General features: G+C 69.5%; 5 protein-coding genes. 3 read left to right on the top strand and 2 right to left on the bottom strand.

Translation table 11 applies throughout. From position 1 onward, the window contains the following. Window positions 1-45: 45 nt before the first annotated feature. Together fabI and fabG are read right to left on the bottom strand one after the other, a co-directional pair. Window positions 46-816: an enoyl-ACP reductase FabI gene (gene fabI, locus ACFUN8_RS36680; RefSeq protein WP_383647593.1), complete on the bottom strand. Its 771-nt coding sequence runs from the start codon at window positions 814-816 to the stop codon at window positions 46-48. A 4-nt stretch (window positions 817-820) separates the two neighbouring features. Next, window positions 821-1,540, bottom strand: a complete 720-nt coding sequence (gene fabG, locus ACFUN8_RS36685; RefSeq protein ID WP_383647595.1) for a 3-oxoacyl-[acyl-carrier-protein] reductase — start codon at window positions 1,538-1,540, stop codon at window positions 821-823. Window positions 1,541-1,744: 204 nt separating this feature from the next. Here fabG and ACFUN8_RS36690 point away from each other — a divergent pair, with 204 nt between their 5' ends. From ACFUN8_RS36690 to tyrS, 3 genes are all read left to right on the top strand, one after another. Next, complete coding sequence (locus ACFUN8_RS36690) at window positions 1,745-3,268, top strand: TldD/PmbA family protein (RefSeq protein ID WP_383647597.1); 1,524 nt, start codon at window positions 1,745-1,747, stop codon at window positions 3,266-3,268. 192 nt (window positions 3,269-3,460) lie between these two features. Then, the gene (locus ACFUN8_RS36695) at window positions 3,461-4,852 is read left to right on the top strand and encodes a metallopeptidase TldD-related protein (protein ID WP_383647600.1); all 1,392 of its coding nucleotides are present in this window, start codon (window positions 3,461-3,463) and stop codon (window positions 4,850-4,852) included. 94 nt (window positions 4,853-4,946) lie between these two features. Continuing rightward, the gene (tyrS, locus tag ACFUN8_RS36700; RefSeq protein ID WP_383647602.1) at window positions 4,947-6,224 is read left to right on the top strand and encodes a tyrosine--tRNA ligase; all 1,278 of its coding nucleotides are present in this window, start codon (window positions 4,947-4,949) and stop codon (window positions 6,222-6,224) included. Window positions 6,225-6,256 lie beyond the last annotated feature (32 nt).

A 6,256-nucleotide genomic window follows, 5' to 3' on the forward strand; every position in this document is an offset into this window, starting at 1 on the left:
GGCTCCTGGTTCTGCTGGTCAGGCTGGTCCTACTGGTCCTGCCGGTCAGGCACCCATCATGTGGACGCCGCCGTCGACGTGCACGATCTCGCCCGTCGTCTTCGGGAAGAAGTCCGACAGCAGCCCGACGACGCCGCGGCCCGTCGGGTCCGGGTCGGACAGGTCCCAGCCGATCGGCGCGCGGTGGTTCCACACGTCGGCCAGTTCCTCGAAGCCCGGAATGGACTTGGCGGCCATCGACCTGAGAGGGCCGGCCGAGACGAGGTTGCAGCGGATGTTCTTGGCACCCAGGTCACGCGCGAGGTAGCGGTTGGTGGATTCGAGCGCCGCCTTGGCGATGCCCATCCAGTCGTACTTGGGCCAGGCGAACTGCGCGTCGAAGGTGAGCCCGACGACCGAGCCGCCGCGCTCCATCAGCGGCAGGCAGGCCATGGTCAGCGACTTGAGCGAGTACGCCGAGACGTGCACGGCCGTGCCGACGTCCTCCCACTCCGCCTCCAGGAAGTTGAAGACTCCCTGCGGGCCGAAGGCGATCGAGTGCACGACACCGTCGAGGCTCGCGCCCTCGCCCTGGATCTCCCGGATCCGGTCGGCGAGGGAGTCCAGGTGCTCCTGGTTGGTGACGTCCACCTCGATGACGGGGGCAGGCTTGGGCAGCCGCTTCGCGATGCGCTCCACGAGCGAGAGACGCCCGAAGCCGGTGAGGATGACCTCCGCACCCTCTTCCTGCGCGACCTTGGCCGCGTGGAAGGCGATGGAGGAGTCGGTGAGGACCCCGGTGACGAGAATGCGCTTGCCGGCGAGGATTCCACTCATGTGATCAGTGACCCATGCCCAATCCGCCGTCAACGGGAATGACGGCTCCAGTGATGTACGAGGCTTCGTCCGAGGCGAGGAAGCGGACCGCTGCCGCGATCTCCTCGGGCTGCGCGTAACGGCCGAGGGGGACTTGGGCGACGATGTTCTTTCGCTGCTCGTCGGTGAGCACCTTGGTCATGTCGGTGTCGACGAAACCGGGCGCGACGACGTTGAACGTGATGTTGCGTGAGCCGAGTTCACGTGCGAGCGAGCGGGCGAAGCCGACCAGCCCGGCCTTGGAGGCCGCGTAGTTGGCCTGCCCGGCCGAGCCGAGCAGCCCGACGACCGAGGAGATCAGCACGACCCGGCCCTTCTTGGCGCGCAGCATGCCGCGGTTGGCGCGCTTGACGACCCGGAAGGTGCCCGTGAGGTTGGTGTCGAGGACGGACGTGAAGTCCTCCTCGGACATCCGCATCAGCAACTGGTCCTTTGTCACTCCGGCGTTGGCGACCAACACCTCCACGGGACCGTGCGTCTCCTCGATCTCCTTGTAGGCCTGCTCCACCTGTTCGGCGTCGGTGATGTCGCACCGGACGGCCAGGCAGCCGGACTCCGTCAGGGCCTTGGGCGGTTCGCCCGAGCGGTAAGTGATGGCGACCTTGTCGCCGTTGCCGACGAAGGCCAGGGCGATGGCAAGGCCGATGCCCCGATTTCCTCCGGTGACGAGAACCGAGCGGCTCAACGAAGCACCTTTCGTAGCTGTCTGGGCTGTCTGCTCTGATACCTGGGAAACCTATCGTTCGCGGCGGCGGTCCGTGGACTCGGGCATTGACAGGGCCTCGGTACGGTCGCTGTGGGGTCCCTACATAAACGCGGCGAAACTCCGCCCCGTACCGCATGATTCACTGCGGACACCTTTACCGAGGCGTGTGAAAGGGAGGCCGACGTGCCCCATGAGGTCGATCAGTCGTTTCTGGCACTGCCGCTGAGGGCGCTCGCCGACGCGGCGCTCGCCAGGGCGCGGGCGCTCGGCGCCGATCATGCCGATTTCCGGTTCGAGCGGGTACGGAGCGCCGCCTGGCGGCTGCGGGACGCCAAGCCCGCCGGGTCGTCGGACTCCACCGATGTCGGGTACGCGGTCCGTGTGGTGCACGGCGGCGCGTGGGGGTTCGCGTCCGGGGTCGACCTGACGATGGACGCGGCGGCCAGGGTCGCGGGACAGGCCGTGGCGATGGCCAAGTTGTCGGCGAAGGTGATCGCGGCGGCGGGTTCGGACGAGCGGGTGGAGCTGGCCGACGAGCCGGTGCACGCGGAGAAGACCTGGGTGTCGGCCTATGACATCGACCCGTTCGAGGTACCCGACGAGGACAAGACGGGACTGCTCGCGGAGTGGAGCGCGCGGCTGTTGCGCGGGGAGGGTGTCGCGCATGTGGACGCCTCGCTGCTGACGGTCCACGAGAACAAGTTCTACGCGGACACGGCGGGCACCGTCACCACGCAGCAGCGCGTCAGGCTGCACCCGCAGCTCTCGGCGGTCGCCGTGGACGGCGAGAGCGGCGAGTTCGACTCGATGCGCACGATCGCTCCCCCGGCCGGCCGGGGCTGGGAGTATCTGACGGGTACCGGCTGGGACTGGGACTCGGAGCTGGAGCGGATCCCGGCGCTGCTCGCCGAGAAGATGCGCGCGCCGAGTGTCGAGGCGGGGACGTACGACCTGGTGGTCGACCCGTCGAACCTCTGGCTGACGATCCACGAGTCGATCGGGCACGCGACGGAGCTGGACCGGGCGCTCGGGTACGAGGCGGCGTACGCCGGGACGTCCTTCGCCACCTTCGACCAGTTGGGGAAGCTGGCGTACGGCTCGTCGATCATGAATGTGACGGGTGACCGGACGGCGGAGCACGGTCTTGCGACGATCGGGTACGACGACGAGGGCGTCGAGGCCCAGTCGTGGGACCTCGTCAAGGACGGCACGCTCGTCGGCTACCAGTTGGATCGGCGGATCGCGAAGCTCACGGGCTTCGACCGCTCCAACGGCTGCGCGTACGGCGACTCACCCGGCCATGTGCCGGTGCAGCGCATGGCGAACGTGTCGCTGAAGCCGGATCCGGGCGGGCTCGGTACGGAGGATCTGATCGGCGGGGTGGAGCGCGGGATCTATGTGGTCGGTGACCGTTCGTGGTCGATCGACATGCAGCGCTACAACTTCCAGTTCACCGGGCAGCGGTTCTTCCGGATCGAGAACGGCAAGCTGGCCGGTCAGCTGCGGGACGTCGCCTACCAGGCGACGACGACGGACTTCTGGGGCTCGATGGAGGCGGTCGGCGGACCGCAGACGTATGTGCTCGGCGGCGCCTTCAACTGCGGCAAGGCCCAGCCGGGCCAGGTCGCGGCGGTCTCCCACGGCTGCCCGTCGGCCCTGTTCCGCGGTGTGAACATCCTCAACACCACTCAGGAGGCGGGACGATGACGGGGGCCACCGGATCCGGCCGGGGGTCCGGGGGTTGTCCCCCGGGTCAGCACAGTCTCAACACCACGCAGGAGGCCGGGCGATGACGACGGCCACGGGAACCGGCCGGGGATCCGGCCCGCGGCGCAGCCGCAATCGGATGCAGTGTCCCCCGGGTCAGCACAGTCTCAACACGACGCAGGAGGCGGGACGATGAGCCCGAGCAGCAAGCCGCACGAGATCGTCGAGCGGGCGCTCGAACTGTCGACCGCCGACGGCTGTGTGGTCATCGCGGACGAGCAGTCGACCGCCAACCTCCGTTGGGCGGGCAACGCGCTCACCACGAACGGCGTCACCCGGGGCCGTACGCTCACCGTCATCGCGACCGTCGACGGCAAGGAGGGCACCGCCTCCGGTGTGGTGTCGCGATCCGCCGTGACCGCGCATGAGTTGGAGCCGCTGGTGCGTGCCGCCGAGGCCGCCGCCCGTGGCGCGGGTCCCGCCGAGGACGCCCGGCCGCTCGTCAAGGCCGGGGAGGTGTCCGCGGGCTTCACCGACGCGCCCGCCGAGACGACGTCCGCGGTCTTCGCGGACTTCGCGCCGGCGCTCGGTGAGTCCTTCGCGCGCGCCAGGGCCGGCGGCCGTGAGCTGTACGGCTTCGCGAACCATGAGCTGACGTCGACCTATCTCGGTACGTCCACGGGCGTACGGCTCCGTCATGACCAGCCCAACGGCACGCTGGAGCTGAACGCCAAGTCCCCGGACCGGTCGCGGTCCGCCTGGGCGGGGCGGGCGACGCGTGACTTCACGGATGTCGATCCGGCGGCGCTCGACGCGGAGTTGGCGAAGCGTCTGGCCTGGGCGGAGCGCCGGATCGAGCTGCCCGCCGGCCGGTACGAGACGCTGCTGCCGCCCACCGCGGTGGCCGATCTGCTGATCTACCAGCTGTGGTCGTCCTCCGCGCGGGACGCGGCCGAGGGCCGTACGGTCTTCTCCAAGCCCGGGGGCGGCACCCGCGTCGGCGACACGCTCGCCGAGCTGCCGCTGTCGCTGCGCAGCGACCCGAACGAACCGGGCCTGGAATCCGCCCCGTTCGTGATCGCGCACGCGTCGGGCGACGATTCGTCGGTGTTCGACAACGGCCTGCCGCTCGACGCGACCGACTGGATCCGGGACGGGCGGCTGGACCGGCTGATCACCACCCGGCACAGCGCGGAGCTGACGGGGCTGCCGCTCGCGCCGCCGGTCGACAACCTGATCCTCGACGGCGGCGGTGAGCGCTCGCTGGAGGAGATGGTCGCCGCCACCGAACGCGGGCTGCTGCTGACCTGCCTCTGGTACATCCGCGAGGTCGACCCGGCGACGCTGCTGCTGACGGGGCTGACCCGCGACGGCGTCTACCTCGTCGAGAACGGCGAGGTCGTCGGCGAGGTGAACAACTTCCGCTTCAACGAGTCGCCGGTCGGCCTGCTCCACCGGGCGTCCGAGGCGGGCCGGACGGAGAAGACGCTGCCGCGTGAGTGGGGCGACTACTTCACCCGGGCCGCGATGCCCGCGCTGCGGGTGCCGGATTTCAATATGAGTTCGGTCAGCCAGGGCGTATAACCTCGAAGGCGTTCCGTCGTCCTGGACGGCGGACGGATCCGACTCATCGGGCCTGCTTCGCCGGGCCTGTTTCATCGAAGGAGACGCGAGAAGCGTGACGGATATCGTCGAGGAGCTGCGGTGGCGCGGGCTGATCGCCCTGTCCACCGACGAGGACGCGTTGAGCAAGGCGTTCGCGGACGGCCCCGTCACGTTCTATTGCGGCTTCGACCCCACCGCGCCCAGCCTGCACCTGGGGAATCTGGTCCAGATTCTCACCATGCGCCGGATCCAGCTGGCGGGGAACCGTCCGCTGGGTCTGGTCGGCGGGGCCACGGGGCTGATCGGTGACCCCAAGCCGAACTCGGAGCGCACGCTGAACGCGCCCGAGGTCGTCGGTGAGTGGGTGGAGCGGCTGCGCGGGCAGATCGAGCGGTACCTGGACTTCGACGGTCCGCACGCCGCGACCATGGTCAACAACCTGGACTGGACATCGGGTCTGTCGGCGATCAGCTTCCTGCGGGACGTCGGGAAGTACTTCCGGGTCAACAAGATGATCGCCAAGGAGGCGGTCGCCCGGCGGCTGAACTCCGACGCGGGCATCAGCTACACCGAGTTCAGCTACCAGATCCTGCAGGGCATGGACTTCCTGGAGCTGAACCGGCGCTACGGCTGCACCCTGCAGACCGGCGGCAGTGACCAGTGGGGCAACCTCACGGCGGGTACGGACCTCATCCACCGGGTGGAGCCCGGCGCTTCGGTGCACGCCCTGGCGACGCCGCTGATCACGAAGGCCGACGGCACCAAGTTCGGCAAGACGGAGTCCGGCACGGTCTGGCTGGACGCGGAGCGGACGACACCGTACGCGTTCTACCAGTTCTGGCTGAACGCGGACGACCGGGACGTCTCCAAGTTCCTGCGGATCTTCAGCTTCAAGTCCCGCGAGGAGATCGAGGAGCTGGAGAAGCTGACCGAGGAGCGTCCGCAGGCCCGCGCCGCGCAGCGCGCGCTGGCCGAGGAGCTGACGACGCTGGTCCACGGCGCGGAGCAGTGCGCGGGTGTGGTCGCGGCGTCGAAGGCGCTGTTCGGCCAGGGTGAGCTGGCCGGGCTGGACGCGGCGACGCTGGCGGCGGCCCTGTCGGAGGTGCCGCACGCGCGGGTGGCGGAGCTGGCGCCGATGGTGGATCTGCTGACCGAGGTCGGGCTGGCGCCGAGCAAGTCGGCGGCCCGTCGGACGGTGAAGGAGGGCGGGGCGTACGTGAACAACGTCAAGGTCACGGACGCCGAGGCCGTACCGGACGCCGGGGAGCTGCTGCACGGGCGCTGGCTGGTGCTGCGCCGGGGCAAGAAGAACCTGGCCGCGGTCGAGGTCGCGGCGGACGCGGGTTCCTGATCCGACGCCGGACAGCGGTACGGCCCGGTACG

Source organism: Streptomyces sp. NPDC057307 (assembly GCF_042667665.1).
In the GTDB taxonomy this organism is placed as follows: Bacteria; Actinomycetota; Actinomycetes; order Streptomycetales; family Streptomycetaceae; genus Streptomyces.